Raw genomic sequence first — 18580 nt, 5'->3', positions numbered from 1 at the left:
TCTGGGTGGGATCTGCCGGGTGGGATCGCCGGTGTGTCGTGCTGCCGGCCGGGGGTGTGCGGGGGTTCAGGAGTCCGGTGCGCCGGTGGCGGCGTCCGCCAGGACGACCCGGTGCAGGAGGTAGTCGGCCAGTTCCTCGATGCTCTGGTACTCCAAGGCCTCCATCGCCTGGAAACGGAAGTCGAGCTTTTCCTGGATGCGCCGCTGGAGTTCGGTGATGCTCAGGGAGTCCAGGCCGATCTCCAGCAGGGCCAGGGACGGTTCGAGGTCGTGGAGGTCGATCTCCAGCTCCGTCGACATCCGGCCGAGGGTGTCGGTGATCTCGTCGGTGAGCCAGTCGACGACGGCCTGGCGGCGCTCCTCGGCGGACAGCGGCTCGATGCGCTCCCGCAGTTCGCGCCGCGAGTCCCCGCTCTCGCGGCCGCGGGTGTCGGGCGGGGCGGCCGAGGTGGCGCTCAGCGAGGCCGGCCGCCGGAACTCGATGTCCTCCAGGGTGGCGACGGTGTTCCCGCTGTCGTCGAGGACCCGCAGCTGGGCCGTGAACGCCGTCGCCGCGTCGTTGGGGCGCAGCCGGACATGGCCCCAGACCTGGTCGGGAAGGGGGCCGAGCAGCACGGCGCGGCCGATGGCCACGGGAATGCGGGCGCCCCTGGCCGCGCCGTCGTGCGCGGCGGCCGCGGCCAGGTGCAGGCAGCCGTCGAGCATGGTGGCGAAGCGGTGCTCGTGGCTCACGCGGGACGCGCCGTCGGGGGCGGCGGTGATCCGGCCCAGCGCCTGTCCGCCCGCCTCGTCGTGCCACACCTCGCGGACGGTGGAGAAGCTCGCGCCGTACTCCAGTCCGTCCTCCCGCAGCAGCCCGTAGAGCCGTCCGGGGGCCAGTTCCGTGGGCATCGCCGCACGCAGCTGCGCGAGTGACGGGCTCGCTGAGCCGCCTTCCCGGGTGAGGGGCCCGGCCTTTCCCTCGCAGTAGCGGGGCAGGCCCTCCCCGTCGGCTCCGGCCACGGTGAACCGGAAGCGGCCCCGCGCGGCGGCTCCCTCCGCCTCCAGGTGCACCTGGACGCCGGTGGGCCGGGCGGGGGAGAGGAGCAGCGGGCGTACGAAGGCGATGTCGCTGAGCTCGACGGGGGCGAAGGCGTGGCCCACGGCCGAGGCGTGGGCGTGTACGGCCAGTTCCAGATGCCCGGTGGCCGGGAACACCGTCGATCCGAGTACGCGGTGGTCCGCCCAGGGTGTGGCCGCCCGTAGCTCGTGCCGGTGGACGGTTCCGGCGGCGGGCCGGGCCTCGGGGGAGGCGGGCCTGCGGCGCGGAGCCGCCGCCCGTACGGCCTCCTCGGTATCCGGATCGGGCGTCAGCCAGTAGCGGTCCTTGCGGAACGGGTACTGAGGGGCGGACGAGGTACGGCGGTGGCGCGGGCCCCGGTGGACCGAGGGCAGGTCGATGCCCGCTCCCGCCGTGAACAGGGCGCCCGCGGTGGTGAGCAGGTTGCGCACGTCGTGGCCGTCGCGCAGGAGCGTCGGGAGCACCGTGACACCCGAGGCGCCGAACGCCTCCGGGATGTGCGCGCGCAGGGCCGGCTGCGGGCCGATCTCGACGACGACCGTGCAGCCCATCGCCGCCAGGGCGCGCATCCCGTCGTGGAACCGCACCGGACGGCGGGCCTGCTGGCTCCAGTACTCCGGCCCTTCCGCGCCCGTCAGCGCCTCGCCGGTGACGTTGGAGACCACCGGCACGGTCGGGGCGGCCGGTCGCAGCGCCGCGGCGGCCTTGCCCAGCTCGGGCAGGACCGGTTCGACCAGCGGTGAGTGGAAGGCGTGCGAGGTGCGCAGCCGGGTGGTGCGGCTGCCGTGCGACGCGGCGAGCCGCGCGACATCCTCCACGGCCCCGGTCCGGCCCGAGACGACCACGGACCGAGGGCCGTTGACCGCGGCGACGCAGACATCGCCCTCGCGCCCCGACACCCAGTCCTGGACGGTCTCCGGGTCCGCGTCGACGGCCAGCATCACCCCCTCACGCGGCAGCGCGCCCATGAGGCGGCCGCGCAGCGCGGTGAAGCGGGCGGCGTCCTCCAACGAGAGCATGCCCGCCACGCACGCGGCGACCAGCTCCCCCAGGCTGTGCCCGGCCAGGGCGCAGGGGACGGCTCCCCAGGCGCACAGCTGCGCGGCGAGCGCGTACTCGACGGCGAACAGCGCGGGCTGCGCCAGGCTCGTGTCGTCGAGCGCACCGGCGGACCGCTCCTCGAAGAGCAACTGCCGCAGCGGCCGGGGCAGTTCGGCGTCGAGCACCTCGGCGCAGCGGTCGAGGGCGGCCGCGAAGACCGGTTCGCTGTCGTACAGTTCGCGGGCCATGCCCGGGTACTGGACGCCCTGCCCGGTGAAGACGAAGGCGGTCCGGGCGGGCTTGGCGGGATGCCCGCTGGAGACCGAGGGCGGGGCGCGGTGGGTGCGCCACAGCCGGAGGTCGCCGGCGATCTCGATACCGCTGCGCCCGGTCACCGCGAGGCGGTGGCGGTGCGTGGCGCGTCCGGCGGCGGCGGTGAACACGGCCGGCGGCAGGGTCTCCGGGTCGGTCCGGGCGAGGTGGTCGGCCCAGCGGTCGGCCAGCATGTCCAGACTCGCCGGGGACTTCGCGGACAGCACCAGCAGTTCGGCGGGCCGGTGCTTGGCCGCGTCGCCGTGGGGCCTGGGGAGCGGCGGTTCGCACAGGATCGCGTGGGCGTTGGTGCCGCTGTAGCCGTACGAGTTCACGGCCGCCAGACGCGGGGTGTCGCCCCGGGGCCAGGGAAGCGGCCGGTCTGGGACCTCCACCGCCGCGCCGCGCAGGTCGATCTTCGGGTTCAGCCGGTCGAGGTGGATGCTGGGGTAGATGGTCTCGCGGTGCAGGCAGAGCGCGGCCTTGACGACGCCGAGGAGTCCGGCGGCGGCCTCGGTGTGCCCGAAGTTGCTCTTCAGGGAGCCGACGTACAGCGGGCGGTCCGCGCTGCGGAAGCGGCCGTACGCGTTGGCGATCGCGCCCATCTCGATGGGGTCGCCGACCGGGGTCCCGGTGCCGTGCGCCTCGACGTAGTCGACCTGGGCCGGGTCGATGCCGGTCCGGGAGAGGACGCTGCGGATCACCTGCTCCTGGGTGCGGCTGTTGGGCGTGGTCAGCGAGGGGGTGCGCCCGTCGTGGTTGATCGCGGTTCCGACGATGCTCGCCAGGATCGGATCGCCCCGCTCCTGGGCGAGCGACTGACGGCGCAGCAGCGCGGCCACACAGCCCTCGCTGCGGACATAGCCGTCCGCCCCGGCGTCGAACGTCCGGCACTGGCCGCTGCGGGAGAACAGCCCCAACTTGCAGAAGGCGATGTGCACTTCGGGGTTGAGGATGAGGTTGACCCCGGCGACGACGGCCGCGTCGCACTCGCCGGTGAGGATGGACTGCCGGGCCAGGTGCAGGGCGACCAGCGACCCCGAGCAGGCGGTGTCGACCGCCAGACACGGCCCCCGCAGATCGAGGAAGTGGGCGATGCGGCCCGCGCTGATGCTGATCGCGTCGCTCATCGCGTCGAAACCGTTGATGCCGGCGAGGCCCATCACGTCGTGCTTGAGGACGAAGTAGCTGTTGCTGTTCATCAGCGCCAGGAAGACCCCGGTGTTGCTGCCCCGCAGCTGGTGGGGGTCCTGCCCCGCGTGTTCCAGGGCGTGCCACACCGTCTGCAGGAGCAGCCGCTGCTGCGGGTCCATACGGGTCGCCTCGGCGTCCGAGATCCCGAAGAACGCCGCGTCGAACCGGTCCACGTCGTCGACGAACCCGCCGTGGCGCACATAGGTCTTTCCCGGGGCCAGGGGGTCGGGGTCGTAGAACTCGTCCACGTCCCACCGGCTGGGCGGCAGCTCCTCGATGCAGTCGCGCCCTTCCCGCAGTACGGCGTGTATGTCGTCCAGCCCGTGCACCTTGCCGGGGAGCGTGCATCCGACCCCTACCAACGCGATGGGCTCAACATCCATGCCGACTACTCCTTCGGAGGGCTTCCAAGGACTTCGCAGGGCGGGGCGGCGCGGTCGTGCGGCCTGACATGGGGGCGCGACGGAGGGCGGCTCCACGCGCGGACGACGGCGCTACGCCCGGGTGCCGGCCGAGTTCCTCCCGGCCGGGTGGTTCCTCGCTCTCCGGCGTCGCACCTTCGCAAGGCTAGGCGCGGGCTCGGGGAGGGGACAAGGAGCCAGAGGGGCGCGGGATCGCGCTCCCGGAGGCGCCGAGGGCGCCCGTCCGGCCGAGCGGCGGGCGCGCCTCGCGGCGTGCACGGCGCGAGGGGTGAGTCAGGCGCCCGGCAGGTGTCCGGGGGAGCGCCGGGCGCGTATGCCGGTCATACCGGCAAGCCGGCCGCCCGCCTCGGTGCCGAAACCGCCCCGGAGTTGACGCGTTGATCACTCCCACACACAATCTCCCCGGCGAACCAGGAACCTCATGGGGGAAACATGCGCAGACTTCGTACCGCCCTGCTCACGCTCGTCGGCGCGGTGGGCCTCACACTCGGGGCGGCACCGGCAGGAGTCGCGGCGGACCCGAGCGGGACGGCGGGGGTCGCGGGCACGGCCACGTACAAGGTCTGGCACTGGAACGTCGCCGGCGACGAGTCGAACTTCGGCTCCACCACCAACGGTCTGGTCGACGCGATCCTGGGCTCGGTCAAGTTCCGCGACCCCGACTTCGTCTCGCTGAACGAGGTCTGCCCGGCGCAGTACCGCGCCGTCCTCAAGGGCCTCCAGGACGCGGGCTGGCCGCAGAGCTCGACCAACTTCGCGCGCTTCGAGCCCATGCCCGACGTGGACAACACCGGGTGCCACACCGACACCGGCGCGGTGGAGCCGTACGGCGTCGCCCTGTTCAGCAAGTTCGCCCCGACCGGCACCGACCGGATCACGCTGCCCGCCGACGGCGACAAGGCACGGAAGCTGCTGTGCGTGCCGGTGGCCTCGCAGCCCGGCGGAGTGCGGTTCTGCTCCACGCACATCACGTTCAAGGCCGAGACGAAGGCGGCCCAGCTCGACGCGGTGCGCGACAGGATGAACGAGCTCACGGCGGCCGGCGGCACCGTGATCACGGCCGGTGACTTCAACACCCAGCCGCACGACCCGCTGCTCAACACCTGGTACGCGCCGGGCGTCGCCACCCCGGACAACGGCGGCAACACGGGCGCGTTCCGTGAGCTCGACGACCTCGACGCCGTCTGCCCCGGCTGGGGCGAGCAGAGCACCGAGGGGGCGCTGCTCGGCAAGTGCGGGCAGAAGGCCAAGGTGGACCACGTCTTCGCGGCCGAGAGCCGGCTGGTGTCCTACGACGAGGACACCCACCCCATCGCCACCGACCGCTGCACCAACCGCAACGGCGTGTACATCCCCTGCTCCAACCACCGGATCGTGGATGCCACGCTGACGGTGCGGACGGGGCCGTGACGGGACTGCCGCCGCGCAGCCGGGGGTTCAGAGGCGGGATCCGAGGGGGCGGCGCGCGGTCACAGGCTCGCGAGCAGGCTGTCCAGGGGGGCCGGTACCCGCTGCGGGTCGAGGGCCTCGACGAGGAGGTGGCCGTAGCGGATCTTGCGGCCCTTCTTCGTGCCGAGGAAGCGCCGCATCTGCTGGTGCGGTGCCCGGCCCCGCTGGGCGGGTTGGCGCAGGAAGGTCTGCCAGGCCGGGAGGTCGCCCTCGGCCCGGAAGATCTCCTCGATCCGGGTCACGCCCAGCGCGCGGACGAGCTCGTCCTCCAGGTCCGCCGTACACACGGAGAACCCCTGGCGCGGCGCGCGTGCCCGTTCCAGAGCGCGGTCGTAATAGGGCTGCTCGCGCTCGTCGCACAGCCCGGCGAGCCGCAGCCCAAGACCCGGCGGCCCGAGCAGGGTGGCGTACCGGCCGACGTTCATCGCCCCGCCCATGGCGATGACGCACACCCCTTCGGCGGGCAGGTCCCGGCCCCGGCGCCCGGCCAGCGTCTCCACGGCCGCGAGGTCACTGAGCCCCTCCACCAGCACCGCGGTCCGCACCCGCAGCTCCCCGGCCAGCTCCTTCGCCGGCCCACCGGGGCCGCCCGCCGCCCAGCTGGTGACCGCCTCCCGAAACGCACGCACATCCGCCATGGTGGCGATTCTGCTCCGCTCCGGGCGAGCGGGCACGGGATTTTCCCGCGCCCGTACGGGGGTTGAGGGACAGGCTCCTACCGCCCGCCCGACACCAGCGACAGCTCCCACAGCGTCTCCCGCGCGCAGTTGGCCGGGTAGTCGTACGGCAGGTGGCGGGCGTAGCGCCGCTGGTCGAGGGTGATCTGCTGGACCATGGTGTGGGCCAGTCGCAGGTTCTCGGCGCCGTCGAGGCCGGGCGCGTAACCCGCGACGAACACGTCGAACGGGAGGCCCTCGCCGCGCTGGGCCAGGGCGGTGCCCAGGCTGCGCAGGGGGCCGGTCATATGGCGGCGCGCGGCGCTGTGGAAGAGCATGCCGCGCCGGTAGGACGCGTCCAGCAGCATGCACACCGCCCAGTAGTGGAGGTTCGCCAGGTGCCGCAGCGCCGCGTCCGGTTCGTCGGGGACGGGGCTGCCGGAGGGGGGCAGCCCGCTCGCGTGGTGGAGCGGGACCACCGGGTGGTCGGGGGAGGACGGGTTCCATACGTCGGAGCAGTCACGCAGGGCCGGGTGGGTGCCCTCGAACATGGACCGGAAGAGCGCGAAGTGCTCGCTCTCCCCTTCCTCGCGCAGCAGTTCCAGGCGGGTGAGCCAGGTCGCGTAGTCGAGCCGGTCGGGTTCCCGGTCGCGCAGCAGTTCCAGGACGCGGGTGACTTTGCGGTAGAGGCTGCCGACCTGGTTGGGGCGCGGCCGTGCGGGTCCGGTCGAGCCGAGCACCTGGTACAGGCGGTCGACGAAGGCGCGGTCCTCGGGGGTGTGCTGCTCATCGGGGTCGACCGCGCCGGGCGAGGCCTCGACGTACACGTACTTGGCCAGGCTGTGCGGGCTCAGCGGCTCCAGGACGAAGTCGAAGGGATAGATGTCCTGCTCGTACGGGAACTGCTGGCGGCCGAGGTGCGGGGCCGCGCCGAGGGCGACCAGCAGCGAGTTGACGATGTCGAGGTGGGTCATCTCCTCGATGGCCACCCCCATCAGGTGCAGGGGGCGGCCCCCGTAGCGGTGGCTGGGCCAGCCGGCGAGGTCGGCGAAGCGCGGCACCTTGACCGAGAAGGCGGCGTAGAGGTACTGGACGAGCAGCGAGTGCTCGATCTCCGCGCCGTCGCGCAGAAGCCGGATCAGCTCCAGCGCCGGGTCGTCGAACACGGGCGTGTAGCCGAGGCGTTCGGTCTCCGCGGCGGACAGGGCCAGGGCCCGGCCCGGACGCCGCACGGGCTCGTGGACGGCGGCCCCCGTCACCGGGGCAGCGGGCGGGCCGGGTTCGTCCTGGGCGGCGGCCAGCACGGCCGCCCGGTAGCGCTCGTAGTCCGTGCAGCGGCACACATGTGAGCCGAGCACGGTGTCGACGGTCTCCTCCAGCCCCTCCTCGACGTCTTGGGCGCCCTGGGCGGCGTGTGCGACGACGACGCTCCCGGCGACGGTGAACCCGGCCGCGCAGTATCCGCACTGGAACGCCTGGAGTCCCAGGATCGCCTGCTGTACGGGATGCAGCGCGCCCTCGGCCGCCACGCCCTCCACGGTGGTCACCTGCCAGCCCCGGACATGCCGCATGCTGGTCATGCAGGCCTGACGGGTCACCAGCGGGGCTTGGGGGCCGACGCGGACCGCGACGGTGCAGGCGCGGCACTCCCCGATCGAGCAGCCGATCTTCGTTCCGGTCAGACCCAGGTCCTCGTGCAGGAAGTGGACGAGGGACATGTCGCCGGGGACGGAACGGCCGTGGTGGCGAAGGCCGTTGACGGTGAGGTCCAGCTCGGTGTTCGGCTCCTGCATCACGACCGCCCGTCGTCGGGGAGGGCCAGGTCCGCCAGGCGGATCGGGGTACGGGTGGGCCAGCAGCGGTCGTCGCCGTGGCCGAGGGCGTGCGCGACGGCGTTGGCGACGGCGGGGGCGACGCTCGTCATCGTCGCCTCCCCGACCCCCTTGTGCCGCAGGCTCGGCCCGCCGGCGCCGAGCACGCCCGTCGGCGGCAGGGGGATCAGCACCGTCTGGCGGCGGATGCCGGTGATGTCGGCGTACCGCGCCAGCCGGTAGCGGTCGAAGTTGACGTAGGGACCGGCGCCGGTCTCCGGGGGCAGCTCCTCGTGCAGCGTATGGGAGATCCCCATGGCCAGCCCGCCCTCCACCTGGCCCTCCAGGGAGGCGGGCAGCAGCGGGTCGCCCGCGTCCAGGAACGTCACCGCGTCCACCACCCGGATCGACCCGTGGCGTGGCGAGAGCTCCACCCCGATGAGGTGGCCCGCCGCCGCGTACAGCGACCGCGGCACGAAGTCCCCGCCGGGGCCCCGTGCGGGCGGGGGCCTGAGCGGGCCGGTCGGCGGCAGCGGCACCGGGTCGTCGTCGGGCGAGCGGACCAGCGCCAGGGCGTCGACCGACGCCTCGTGGGACACCCCGTCCACCTGGAAGGCCGCCTGCGACCAGCCGTTGCAGAAGAAGCCGTGCGCCAGGACGCAGGTCTGCCCTCCGGTGTCCTCCAGCTCGCGGGCCAGCGCCGCGAGCGGCACCTCGGGGCGGCCCGGCAGCCGCACCGCGCCGTCCTGCCAGGCCGCCAGCAGGTCGGCGTCGGTCAGCGACGGCTCGTTCAGCAGGGTGCGCGCCACGGGCAGCAGGCGCAGCCGCAGGAGCGCACGGCATGCCTCCCGTACGACCTGCACGTGGAAGAACGCCGTCTTGGACGCGCTGCTCGCTCCATGCGACAGCGAGATCTTCACCTGATCGTGCGCCCCGGCCTGTTTGAGCCGCTGGGCGAAGCGCTCGAAGGGGCCCACCACACCGAGCCGCGCGACCACCGTGCCGCCCAGCACGTCGCGGGCGGCCTGCTCCAGAGCGGCACGGGAGCCCTGGCCCATCTCCACGCTCTGGCCCCACACCACGACCTCGCCGTCGGCGCTCACCCGCACCGCGGTGTAGACGCTGTCCTGGCTGGTGCCGTACGCCTCCATGCAGCAGGCGAAGCCCACCCCGTACAGCGTGCCGTCGCCCCGCGCGGCGACCCGCTCCCGCAGCTCCTCGCGCTCCCGCCACAGCGGATGCTCCCGCGCCGCCGCGCAGACTTCGGCGGCGGCGACGTGGAAGCGCAGCGGAGTGCCCGCGAGGTCGGTGTCGGGCGCGCCCGTCGAGCCCTCGGCGTGCGGGCGGACCACGTTGGCCAGCCGCAGGTCGATGGGGTCCATGCCCAGGCCCCGTACCGCGAACCGGTCGATCGCGGTCTCCACGTTGAACGCCACCTGCGGGATCCCGAAGCCGCGCATGGAACCGACGATGGGGATGGCCCGCTCCAGCACGATGGCGTGCACCGAGGCCCGGGGCACCCGGTAGGGGCCGGTGGCGTGCAGCGCCGCGAGGCCGAGGACCGGCCCGTTGAGGTTGGCCTCGACACCGCCGTGCAGCACGACGAACGACCGCATCGACCGGATCCGGCCGTCCGGGTCCGCCCGGATCCAGCTGCGCACCGCCGAGGCATGGCGCTTCATGCCGCCCTGGAACTGCTCGCGCCGGTCGTAGGCCAGCCGGACGGGCCCGGGCGCGAACACGGCCGCGAGCGCCAGGTAGTACGGGAACGGCGACTTGTCCCGGCCCCCGAACCCACCGCCGCAGTCCTTCGACCACAGCCGCACCGAGCGCACGGTCGGGTGCGCCGCACGGCCGAGGAGCGTCTGGATGTCGGGCACGTCGCCGTGCGGCGACTGCGTTCCCAGCACCAGGTGCAGGGTGCCGTCGGACCGGTCCAGCCAGGCGAGACCGGCCTCCGGCTCCAGGAACGCCGGGTCGATCTGCTGGGTGAAGGTCGTGGTGACGGCCCGGAGCGCGTCGGGCGGGGCCATGTCGTCCTCGACCGCCCGGAAGAGCTGTTCGGCGTCCGGGTCGGGCTGCCCGTTGCGGACGAACGTCCCCTGCGCCGCGTCATAGCCGACGCGGCCCCGGTTCCAGTGGGAGTAGCCGTCGGGCACGGTGGCGTCGAGCAGATAGTGCGCCTGGCGCTGCGCCCCGGTGAACTCCCGCCGCGTCCACGCCTCCAGGTCCAGCGCGATCTGCTGCTCCTCGCCGGGCGGCGCCACGCCGTCGGCGGGAGGCGGGCCGTACGTCACGGGAGCCGCGCCCTCCCGCAGCTCCTGCGCCGCGCGGCGGAACCGTACGAAGTCGCCGTAGACCACGATGGCCACCGGCTGGCCGATGTAGTCGGCCCGCTCGCCCGCGGGCAGCAGGGCCTGGACGTTGTCGGCGGAGACCCGGTTGCTGTACGGCGGCTCGGGCAGGTCCGCCGCCGTGACGACCACCTCGGGCCGCAGCTCGGCCGGCAGCTGGGTGAAGTCCACCCCGGTGAAGAGCCGGTCCACGTGCCGGCAGCGCAGCAGCAGGGCGTGCATACAGTCCGCCGGCCACCCCAGCGCGCCCAGGTCCGCCGGACGGAAGTCGCTGGCGAACACCTTCGCCCCGGTCACTCTGCGCATGCGCCCGTCGGCTGCGTCGCCGTCACTGCCCATGGCCTCGACCTCAACACCCGCCCCGCCGGTCGGCAACTCACGCTGCGCCTTACGGGTCCCGGCGCCCCACCGCGCGTCGCGGATCTTGTTTGTTAGGCTCCCCTTGCCTCCCGCGGGGGAAGTCCGGTGAGAGCCCGGCGCTGACCCGCAACGGTGTGCGCGGCGACCTGGTGGTCCGCCGCGCGAGCCCGATCGCCCGTGGGGGACAGCGACCCGTTGACTGCTCGCCGTGGACTGCGAGAGGGGGGACCCGCGCGGTCGGTACGGCCGTACGGGCTGTCTCCTGCGCGATGTCCAGCAGGCGGCCCGTGCGAAGGACGGCCCCTCCCGTGCATCGACCTACAGCGCCCGGCCGGATACCCGTGCTGCCGCTCGGCCTGGCCTTGGGGCTGTTACTCCTGCTGTCGCTGGTGTGCGGAGTCGGACTGGGGGCCGCCGGGGTCGGCTGGGCGAACGTGCCGCGCTTCCTGTGGGCCGGGCTCACCGGCGCGACCGTGCACGCGAACGACGTGGCCTCGTACACCATCGTCTGGGAGATCCGGCTGCCGCGCGTCCTGCTCGGCGCGGTGGTCGGGGCCGGGCTCGCCTCCGTCGGCGTCGCGGTCCAGGCGATGGTCCGCAACGCGCTGGCCGACCCGTTCGTCCTGGGGATCTCCTCGGGGGCGGCGGTGGGGGCCAACGCCGTCATCCTGCTGGGGGCGTTCGCCGGACTCGGGGTGTGGGCGCTGTCGGCGTCCGCGTTCGCCTCGGCCCTGATGGCGATGGCGCTGGTGTACGCCGTGGCCCGCTCACCGCACGGGCTGACGCCGCTGCGGCTGATCCTGACGGGCACGGCCCTGGCGTACGGCTTCGAGGCCGTCACCACGGTCATGGTGTTCGGGGCGGCCCGGGGCGAGGCGGCCAGGTCGGCGATGATGTGGCTGCTGGGCAGTCTGGGCGGCGCGACCTGGGCGCAGGTGCCGCTCGCCGCGGTGACGGTGGCCGCCGGGTGGACGTGGCTGCGCCGGCGCGCCGAAGCGCTCAACGCGCTGGCCATGGGGGACGAGACCGCCGCCGCCCTCGGGGTGCGGCCGGCGCGGCTGCGCCGGGAGTTGTTCGTCGTCACGGCCGCGGTCACCGGGACCGTGGTCGCGGTCAGCGGGGCCATCGGGTTCGTGGGACTGATGGTGCCGCACGTCGTGCGGATGCTCGTCGGCGCCGACCACCGGCGGGTCCTCGTGGTGGCCCCGCTCGCCGGAGCGGTGCTCCTGGTGTGGGCGGACGGGCTGTCGCGGCTGCTGTTCGCGCCGGCCGAACTGCCGGTCGGGGTGATCACCGCGGTGGTCGGAGTGCCCGCCTTCCTGCTGCTGATGCGGCGCGGCGGCTATGCGTTCGGAGGCCGTTGAGCATGCGACTCGACGTCGACGCGGTGACGATGGAGGTCTCCGGGGCCCGGCTCGTCGAGGACGTCCGGCTCGCGGTGGACAGCGGGGCGTTCGTGGGCCTCGTCGGCCCCAACGGCAGCGGCAAGTCGACCCTGCTGCGCGCCGTCTACCGGGGGCTGCGCCCGGCGGGCGGCGCGATCCGGCTCGACGGGGACGACCTGCACGCCATGGAGCCGCGCGCCGCCGCCCGCGTTCTGGCCGCGCTGCCGCAGGAGTCGGCGGCCGAGTTCGACTTCACCGTGGCCGAGGTGGTCGCCATGGGGCGGTTTCCGCACCGCGACCGCACAGCGGCCTCGGACCGGGAGATCTGCGCCCGGGCGATGGCGCGGACGGGCGTCGCCCACCTCGCCGACCGGGGGGTGCTCAGTCTCTCCGGCGGCGAGAAGCAGCGCGTCCTCATCGCCCGCGCCCTGGCCCAGCAGCCCCGCGTCCTGGTCCTGGACGAACCCACCAACCACCTCGACATCGCCCACCAGCTGGACGTCCTGTCCCGGGTCCGCGACAGCGGTCTGACGGTGCTCGCGGCACTGCACGACCTCAACCTCGCCGCCGCCCACTGCGACGTCCTGTACGTCATCGACGGCGGCCGCATCGTCGCCTCCGGGCCGCCGCACGAGGTCCTTCGACCCGACCTGCTCGCCACGGTGTTCGGCGTGCGCGCCCACCCCGTACGCCATCCCGAGACCGGGGCCCTCCAGCTCCTGTTCGACCTGCTCCCACCCACCAACCCCTGAGGACGCCCATGCGCAAGCTGCTCGCCGCCGCCGTCTGTCTCGCCGTCGCCGCCACCGGCTGCGGCGCCACGGTCGAGTCCGCCGAGGACACCGAGTCCCAGGCCGTCACCCTGACCAACTGCGGCCGCCAGGTGACGTACGACAAGGTCCCCGAACGTGTCGTCACCAACGACGTCGGCATCACCGAGCTGATGTTCGCGCTCGGTCTGGAGGACCGCATGGCAGGTTTCGCCATGCCGGACGACAAGGGGCAGGTGAGCGGGCTGCCCTGGAAGGGCGGCTACGACAAGGTGAAGTGGCTTTCGAAGGACCAGCTCACCAAGGAGAACGTCCTCGACGCCCGCGCCGACCTGGTCTTCGCCGGATGGAACTACGGCTTCCGCGAGGACGGCGGCTTCACTCCGGACGCCCTCAAGAAGCTCGGCATCCCTTCCTACATCCTGACCGAGTCCTGCCACAACGGCCGTACGAAGGCGTCACGCGGCATCATGCCGCCGCTGGACGCCCTCTACACCGACCTCACCAACCTCGGCAGACTGTTCGGTGTCGAGAAGCGGGCCGCCGCGCTGATCCGCGACTTCAAGCAGCAGATCGCCGACGTACGGGCGAAGGCGCCGAAGGGCGCCGACCGCCCTTCGGTCTTCCTCTACGACAGCGGCCAGAACACCCCCTTCACCTCCGGGCGTTACGCCGCCCCGGAGCAGATCATCACCGAAGCCGGAGGTGTGAACGTCATGCACGACGTGGCGGACTCCTGGACCACCGTCGGCTGGGAGACCGTCGTCGCGCGCGACCCGGACACCATCGTCGTCTGCGACTACGGCGATGTGAGCGCCGAGGAGAAGAGGAAGTTCCTCCTCTCCTACGCCCCGCTGCGGAACGTCTCCGCCGTCAAGAACCGCCGGATCTTCGTCCTCGACTACGCGGACCTGGTCGAGAGCCCCCGCAACCCGTCGGCGATCGCCAGGCTGGGGGCCTATCTGCGTACGGTGTCGGGCGACCGGTAGGGGCTGTTCCTGCCCTTGGTGACGGCTGCTCGCGCGCTCGGTCAGCTGCCGAGCAGGACGGCCACGATGACGGCCGCCGCGACCAGTACGGGGACGGCGACGATGACGAACACGCGACGGTCGGTGAGGTTGTTCGCCCACTCCGCCAGGGAGGTCGGCCGGGCGGGTGCCGGGGCGGCCGTGAGGTGGGGAGGCGGGCGGTGTGCGGTGCCGCCACCCGCGTGCGGCCGCGCCGACGGCCTGCCCTCCCCGCGCCCTGCACCGGCTTCCGCGATCGCGCCCAGCCAGCCCGCGCGCTCCTGCGGCGGCAGTTGGGCGGCGGCGGTGTCGGCGAGGCCGCGCAGGGTGTCCGCGTGCGTGGCGACCGCGCGGGCGGCACGGGGAAGCAGCTGCGGCTGGGTGGGCAGGGCGCGGAGCACCATGACCATGCAGTGGTGGCGTTGGTGGTCGTCGAGGTGGGGGCTGGTGAGCACCCGCTCCAGGAACCCACCGTCCGCATCCGCGTCCGCACCCCCTTCCTCGTCCTCGGTCCCTCCGTCGACGGCGGGCGGTTCGTGTTGGGCGATGAGGGCCGACAGGAGCGCGTCCGGGCTGATGCCGCCCAGGTAGGTCCGGTCCGGGGCCGGGTAGAGGGCACGGGCCATCCGGCGCAGCTTCAGGATGGCGTCCGGGGTGAGCGGCGGAGGGCCGTCGAAGTCCCGGTAGTGGAAGTCCCAGGCGGCCCGGAAGACGGCCGTCGCCGCGTACTTGGTCCTGGCGCGGCCCATGCCCTGCACGGTGATCAGGGTGCGCAGCAGGTCGGGGTCGAGGGCCAGTTCCTCCTTGCGCGCGGCGCGCTCGACGTGTTTCATCTCGTGCTCGATCAGTACGGCCTGGGCCGTCAGATCGTCGGTGAGCTCGTCGGGCGTGTCGAGCAGGACACCGGCGAGGGCGTCCATGTGCACGGCCAGGACGGGGGCGCCGTCGTCGGATTCCGGGTCCGTGTCCGCTTCCGGGGCCGGGGCCGGGGCCGGGGCCGAGGCCAAGGCGGGGCGCGGGGCCGGGTCGAGTGAGGCCGGGGCGGCGGCGCGGAGCCGTTGGCGCACGTCGTCGGCGTTCCAGTCGTCGGGCAGACCGCTCTGGTGGAGAGCGGCGAGGCGCCGGCTGAAGGCGAGGGCCGCCTGCTCACGCAGCTGCTCGCGGTCGCTGTGCCGGTACAGGGCCCGGGGCGCCAGGGCCAGGGCGAGCCCGGTGGTGAGCGCGGCGTTGCGGATTCGCAGGTGTCTCCACCAGACGTCGGCGGAGCGGGCCAGCAGCAGGACGCGGATACGGCGGCCGGGTGCGTGGTGGGCGGCCAGCGCGGCCAGCAGGTGGTCGACCTGGGCGAGGCGCGACTCGGCGTAGTCGACGACGACCAGCACCGGGCGGACCAGATGCCGGAGCATGGTGTACGGCGGCGGTTGCAGCACCGGCACCTCCGACAGGAACCCGGCGGTCCAGGGGACCTCCCTGCCGTCGCGGGCCTCTTCGGCCTCGGGTCGGCGCTCGGACAGCCGTCGGGCGAGCTCCGTCGCCATCCGGGTCTTGCCGATCCCGCCGGGCCCGTGGACGACCGCGACATCCACCGTTCTGCTGCTGGTGGACCACTCCCACAAGGCGCTCAACTCGGTGTCGAGACCGGTGAACTCCACCGTCTCGGAGCGGGGCGAGAGCAGATACGACGCGGCGGAGGCGGGCTGCGGCGGGTTGTCGAAGAGCCCGTCGATGTCGGCGGCCTCCAGTCTCGGGCGGGTCCCGGCGGCCTGCTCGATGATGTCGCAGAAGCCGCGGTCGTCCAGCAACTGCCGTACCGGCACGGCTTCCAGACGGCCGTGGTTCCACCCGGAGGGCTCGGCGGTGACGAGGCCGAGCAGCAGGTCCTCGCAGAACACCCCGGCACCGGAGATCCCCTGCCACGGGGAGGAGCCCGCCTCGCCCTCGGGCGGCCGGCCGTCGATCCGCAGGCTGTAGGTGTGCGAGGCGTTGTCGACGACGTGGATCCGGCCCGTCACGGCGGCGGGCGCCCGGTACGGCCGCTCCGCGCCCGTCGCGTCCGGCCCCCGGCGTACGGCCGCACGCGGCAGCCCCACCGCCGAGCACTCCGGCACCGGGACGGGCTTCGTACAGGTCAGCTCCCCCCACCGTACGGGGGCGAACGTCTCGCCCAGATCCTGCGGCCGGCACCGCAGCAGCGCGGCGTCCCCGCGGTGCCAGGCCACTTCGGCACGGGTCTTGGGGCCGGGCGCCCTGCTGAGGAGCCGGACCCGGCGGGGCTCCGCGTCCAACCCGGGGTGCGGCGCCGCCAGGTGACGTGCCGTCAGGATCACTCCTGGCGCGACCACACACCCCGCGCCGACGCTGTCCCGGTACTCGACCGAGACCGTCCGGTTCCACGACATCGCGGGCCCCCTAGGAGAACGGCCGTGCGCGATGAGCGGGATCCTCGCCGACTTCGCCGTGGTCGCTGACCTGGACAGGTCCATCGGTGTGCAGGGTGACGGTCAGGCGGTGGGTCCGGCCGACGGCCCGCTCGCCACGGGCGTCGGCGCAGACCACGAACGCCTTCACACCGCCCGAGGCGGCAGCCGTCCTGCGGATCTCGATACCCAGGTCGAGGACGACTTCCTTGACCGTGAAGCGAATACCGGAAGGCCCGGTCTCCTGCTGCGCGGCGAACAGACCGGCCCGCACCGCCTTGATCGCTTCGGACAACTCCGTGCCCTCCAAGGCCATGTGCTCCCCCGATCACGAAACGGCACCGGGAACCAGTCTGCCCAGCCCCCACCGGCACGGGGAAGGGGAGCGGGGCGCCGAGGTGCGACAGCTGCCCGTGCCATCCCCTCGTCACCGGAAGTGGAGTGAGAGGCGGGGCGGAAGAGGCGCTGGAGGCGCAGCGGAACCGTGGCGGCCGGACCCTGTGGCCTGGGTGGTTGCGTCTGGACGCACCGACGTTTCGCTCGGGGCGGGAGCACGCCAGACTCTTTCGCGCGGGAGGGCACAGCGATGTGCCGCATGGCTGTCCCGGGCCCACCTCCTCGGGACGGCCATGCTCCGGCTCCTCTCATCCGCACGGCCCGAAGGGCGACGCTCATGGGCAGGCGCACGGCGCTGAGGCGACACCGGCAGGGGGGTGGTCGAACGTAGCCGAGTCCGGGTGCCTCGCGGGATCACGGCCTGGTCGCCACGTAGATGTTGTACCGCCATGTCTCCCGGTGCCGGTACATCTCCACCCCGCTCATCGCGTTGACCAGGCTGTCCCCACGGCCCACGCCGCGTGCGAGCGCGTAGGGCAGCTGTCCGAGAACTGAGAAGCACCGCAGCATGGGCAGGATCTTCTCCGTCGCGTCGTAGGCCGACTCGACGACGAAGCCGGTCTGTTGGAGCAGGTGCTCCAGGTGCCCGTGGGTCAGCGTGAGCATGCCCGGCATGCCGGACAGCTGACAGACGCGGAGCAGGGCGGACCGGGCCTGCGGCCTCAGCTGGGCTTGCGGGGTGCTCGAATACTCCGACATGACCAGCCTGCCACCCGGGCGCAGGACGCGGAAGAACTCGGCGAGTCCCTGGCCGGGGTCGGGGGAGTGGACGAAGGACTCCATCGTGTAGGCGCCGTCGAACGAGCCGTCGGCGAACGGGAGGGCGTGATAGTTGCCCACGAGAAAACGCGTGCGCCCGCCCGACGCGTAGGCGCGGGCCGACCGCTGCCGCGCGATGGCGACGTCCGGCTCGATCCCGTCGATCCCGGTGACGTACGCCCCGCCCGCCCGGGCGACCGTACGCGCCGTGTCGCCGACCCCGCACCCGGCATCGAGCACCGACGCCGCCGCGGGGAGGTCGAGCTTCCGCGCCACGACGAGCTCCATGCGCCGCATGGCCGCGGTGAACCCCCAGGCGGAGTGCCCCGGCTCGTACCAGCCGAAGTGGCGCGTACGCCCGAGCAGCGCCGCGTACCCGAAGCGTGAACCGAACGCCCGGTAGTACGGCAGGACATGTTGCCGGTAGTGGACATCGGTCACCTGGGTCATCGCTCCGGCTCCTAGTCGGTAGCCCCGTTCCGCCCGTGGTCTGCACAGGGAGCAACGACCGGGCGCTCCCCGAGTCACAACGGCCCGTGCGGCCGCGGCATTGCTGAGCCCGATCACCGTGCGGTGTGATGGTGGGGTGGCCTCGCGTGACGGGTGGAAGGGCTGTCGATGATTACCTGGCGACGGGTGACCGAAAGGGATCTCGCTCTGTTGCGGGAGTGGCTCATGCGGCCGCATGTGGCCAGGTGGTGGCAGCACGACACCTCCCCCGAAGGGGTCGCGCGGGACTTTGGACCGGCGATTCGTGGAGAGGAGCCGTCCGAGGACCTGCTGGTCATGCTGGACGGTAGGCCGGTGGGGCTGGTCCAGCGCTGCCGGTTCGCGGACTACCCCGACTATCGCGCCGAGGTGGGCCGCCAGACCGAGCTGCCCGGCACGGCGGTCACGATCGACTATCTGATCGGCGATCCGGCGCTGGTGGGGCAGGGGCTGGGCCCGCGCGTCATCGCGGCGGTCGTGGCGGCGACGTGGACCGACCATCCGGACGCCGCCGCCGTCGTGATCCCGGTCAACGCGGCCAACCGCGCCTCGTGGCGCGCCCTGGAGAAGGCCGGACTGCGCAGGACCGGCACCGCCGACCTGACACCGGACAACCCGGCCGACGGCCGTACGCATTTCCTCTACCGCGTCGATCGTCCCGCCGGTCCGACGCCGAGCAGGCCTTAGCGAGTCGGGCC

12 protein-coding genes are annotated in these 18580 nt (G+C 73.3%); 5 read left to right on the top strand and 7 right to left on the bottom strand.

All coding sequences use genetic code 11. From position 1 onward, the window contains the following. Positions 1–66: 66 nt before the first annotated feature. On the bottom strand, positions 67–3990 hold the full coding sequence (locus ABD236_RS07805; RefSeq protein WP_344071662.1) for a type I polyketide synthase: 3924 nt from the start codon (positions 3988–3990) through the stop codon (positions 67–69). 471 nt (positions 3991–4461) lie between these two features. Here ABD236_RS07805 and ABD236_RS07800 point away from each other — a divergent pair, with 471 nt between their 5' ends. Continuing rightward, positions 4462–5439: an endonuclease/exonuclease/phosphatase family protein gene (locus ABD236_RS07800; protein WP_344071660.1), complete on the top strand. Its 978-nt coding sequence runs from the start codon at positions 4462–4464 to the stop codon at positions 5437–5439. Between the two features lie 59 nt (positions 5440–5498). On the opposite strand, the gene ABD236_RS07795 is transcribed toward ABD236_RS07800, so the two are convergent. The 3 genes from ABD236_RS07795 to ABD236_RS07785 form a co-directional block, all read right to left on the bottom strand. Beyond that, on the bottom strand, positions 5499–6116 hold the full coding sequence (locus tag ABD236_RS07795; protein ID WP_344071658.1) for a TOPRIM nucleotidyl transferase/hydrolase domain-containing protein: 618 nt from the start codon (positions 6114–6116) through the stop codon (positions 5499–5501). A gap of 77 nt (positions 6117–6193) precedes the next feature. After that, complete coding sequence (locus tag ABD236_RS07790; protein WP_344071656.1) at positions 6194–7927, bottom strand: ferritin-like domain-containing protein; 1734 nt, start codon at positions 7925–7927, stop codon at positions 6194–6196. Next, positions 7927–10638 carry a xanthine dehydrogenase family protein molybdopterin-binding subunit gene (locus tag ABD236_RS07785; protein ID WP_344071652.1) on the bottom strand — a complete coding sequence of 904 codons (2712 nt, stop codon included), beginning with the start codon at positions 10636–10638 and terminating at the stop codon, positions 7927–7929. The genes ABD236_RS07790 and ABD236_RS07785 overlap by 1 nt, the downstream gene beginning before the upstream one ends. Before the next feature lie 290 nt (positions 10639–10928). Between ABD236_RS07785 and ABD236_RS07780 the strand changes: the two genes are divergently transcribed. Genes ABD236_RS07780 through ABD236_RS07770 form a run of 3 tightly spaced genes read left to right on the top strand, consistent with a single transcriptional unit; the run spans position 10929 to position 13803 of the window. Continuing rightward, positions 10929–12023 (top strand): FecCD family ABC transporter permease, encoded by a 1095-nt coding sequence (locus ABD236_RS07780; RefSeq protein WP_425543837.1) that lies wholly within the window; start codon positions 10929–10931, stop codon positions 12021–12023. Positions 12024–12025: 2 nt separating this feature from the next. Then, entirely contained in the window at positions 12026–12796 is a 771-nt protein-coding gene (locus ABD236_RS07775; RefSeq protein WP_344071646.1) for an ABC transporter ATP-binding protein, read from the top strand. Between the two features lie 8 nt (positions 12797–12804). After that, the gene (locus tag ABD236_RS07770) at positions 12805–13803 is read left to right on the top strand and encodes an ABC transporter substrate-binding protein (protein WP_344071644.1); all 999 of its coding nucleotides are present in this window, start codon (positions 12805–12807) and stop codon (positions 13801–13803) included. 41 nt (positions 13804–13844) lie between these two features. Here ABD236_RS07770 and ABD236_RS07765 read toward each other — a convergent pair whose 3' ends face one another. The 3 genes from ABD236_RS07765 to ABD236_RS07755 all read right to left on the bottom strand — a co-directional run bounded on the left by ABD236_RS07765 (position 13845) and on the right by ABD236_RS07755 (position 17843). Further along, positions 13845–16220, bottom strand: a complete 2376-nt coding sequence (locus ABD236_RS07765; protein ID WP_344071642.1) for a hypothetical protein — start codon at positions 16218–16220, stop codon at positions 13845–13847. Positions 16221–16230: 10 nt separating this feature from the next. Continuing rightward, entirely contained in the window at positions 16231–16533 is a 303-nt protein-coding gene (locus ABD236_RS07760; protein WP_344071640.1) for a trypco2 family protein, read from the bottom strand. A 455-nt stretch (positions 16534–16988) separates the two neighbouring features. Further along, positions 16989–17843, bottom strand: a complete 855-nt coding sequence (locus tag ABD236_RS07755; protein ID WP_344071638.1) for a class I SAM-dependent methyltransferase — start codon at positions 17841–17843, stop codon at positions 16989–16991. 168 nt (positions 17844–18011) lie between these two features. Here ABD236_RS07755 and ABD236_RS07750 point away from each other — a divergent pair, with 168 nt between their 5' ends. Continuing rightward, the gene (locus ABD236_RS07750) at positions 18012–18569 is read left to right on the top strand and encodes a GNAT family N-acetyltransferase (protein WP_344071636.1); all 558 of its coding nucleotides are present in this window, start codon (positions 18012–18014) and stop codon (positions 18567–18569) included. Positions 18570–18580: the final 11 nt, after the last annotated feature.

Source organism: Streptomyces crystallinus (assembly GCF_039521265.1).
Classification (GTDB): Bacteria; Actinomycetota; Actinomycetes; order Streptomycetales; family Streptomycetaceae; genus Streptomyces; species Streptomyces crystallinus.
The sequence above is the reverse complement of the archived record's forward strand: the minus strand, read 5'-3'. Positions and strand labels throughout refer to the sequence as shown.

Excerpts from the sequence above, each read along its gene's own strand:
- ABD236_RS07765 (WP_344071642.1), bottom strand. The coding sequence starts at position 16,220 with ATGTCGTGGAACCGGACGGTCTCGGTCGAGTACCGGGACAGCGTCGGC.
- ABD236_RS07755 (WP_344071638.1), bottom strand. The coding sequence starts at position 17,843 with ATGACCCAGGTGACCGATGTCCACTACCGGCAACATGTCCTGCCGTAC.
- ABD236_RS07780 (WP_425543837.1), top strand. The coding sequence starts at position 10,929 with ATGTCCAGCAGGCGGCCCGTGCGAAGGACGGCCCCTCCCGTGCATCGA.
- ABD236_RS07795 (WP_344071658.1), bottom strand. The coding sequence starts at position 6,116 with ATGGCGGATGTGCGTGCGTTTCGGGAGGCGGTCACCAGCTGGGCGGCG.
- ABD236_RS07775 (WP_344071646.1), top strand. The coding sequence starts at position 12,026 with ATGCGACTCGACGTCGACGCGGTGACGATGGAGGTCTCCGGGGCCCGG.
- ABD236_RS07770 (WP_344071644.1), top strand. The coding sequence starts at position 12,805 with ATGCGCAAGCTGCTCGCCGCCGCCGTCTGTCTCGCCGTCGCCGCCACC.
- ABD236_RS07750 (WP_344071636.1), top strand. The coding sequence starts at position 18,012 with ATGATTACCTGGCGACGGGTGACCGAAAGGGATCTCGCTCTGTTGCGG.
- ABD236_RS07790 (WP_344071656.1), bottom strand. The coding sequence starts at position 7,927 with ATGCAGGAGCCGAACACCGAGCTGGACCTCACCGTCAACGGCCTTCGC.
- ABD236_RS07800 (WP_344071660.1), top strand. The coding sequence starts at position 4,462 with ATGCGCAGACTTCGTACCGCCCTGCTCACGCTCGTCGGCGCGGTGGGC.
- ABD236_RS07805 (WP_344071662.1), bottom strand. The coding sequence starts at position 3,990 with ATGGATGTTGAGCCCATCGCGTTGGTAGGGGTCGGATGCACGCTCCCC.
- ABD236_RS07785 (WP_344071652.1), bottom strand. The coding sequence starts at position 10,638 with ATGGGCAGTGACGGCGACGCAGCCGACGGGCGCATGCGCAGAGTGACC.